General features: G+C 64.0%; 1 protein-coding gene. It reads left to right on the forward strand.

Annotated elements, in window-relative coordinates; all coding sequences use genetic code 11:
- Window positions 1-678, forward strand: a 678-nt coding sequence (locus LWH95_RS21390; RefSeq protein WP_232920346.1) for a malate dehydrogenase, incomplete at its 5' end; no start/stop codon positions are given.
- Window positions 679-803 lie beyond the last annotated feature (125 nt).

Below are 803 nucleotides of genomic sequence, written 5' to 3' on the forward strand. Positions count from 1 at the left end.
GCCCTGCTGGAAGCCAACGCGGCGATCTTCTCCGTGCAGGGCAAGGCGCTGAATGACAACGCCAGCCGCGACGTCAAGGTGCTGGTGGTGGGCAACCCGGCCAACACCAACGCGCTGATCGCTTCCTGCAACGCGCCGGACCTGGATGCGGGCCAGTTCACCGCGATGATGCGTCTGGACCACAACCGCGCCAAGACCCAGCTGGCCCAGAAGACCGGCAAGCACGTCACCGATGTCGAGCAGATGATCGTCTGGGGCAACCACAGCGCGACCCAGTACCCTGATTTGGCCCACTGCAAGGTGGCCGGCACTCCGGCCTTCGATCTGATCGAGCGTGACTGGTACGAGAACGACTTCATCCCCACCGTGCAGCAGCGCGGCGCGGCCATCATCAAGGCGCGTGGAGCCTCCTCCGCGGCCTCTGCGGCCTCCGCGGCCATCGACCATATGCGCGACTGGGCGCTGGGCACCGATGAGGTGGTGAGCATGGGTATTCCCGCCGACGGCAGCTACGGCGTCGGGCCCGGGATCATGTATTCCTACCCGGTGGTCTGCAAGAACGGCAAGTACGAGATCGTCCAGGGTCTGGACGTCGACGACTTCAGCCGCGAGCGGATGAACGCCACCGAGCAGGAGCTGCGGGAAGAGCGCGCCGCGGTCGAGCATCTGCTGGGCTGAACCCCAGTTTGAAGCTGTAAGCTCTAAGCCGTAAGAAAAACCCCGCCAGGCCATGCCTGAGCGGGGTTTTCATTTTCCCAAGGCGCGAATCGCCTTCTTACAGCTTACGGCGTATAGCGTACAGC

Origin of the sequence: Bacillus sp. G16, assembly GCF_021282335.1 — a bacterium.
Taxonomy (GTDB): domain Bacteria; phylum Bacillota; class Bacilli; order Bacillales; family Bacillaceae; genus Bacillus; species Bacillus inaquosorum.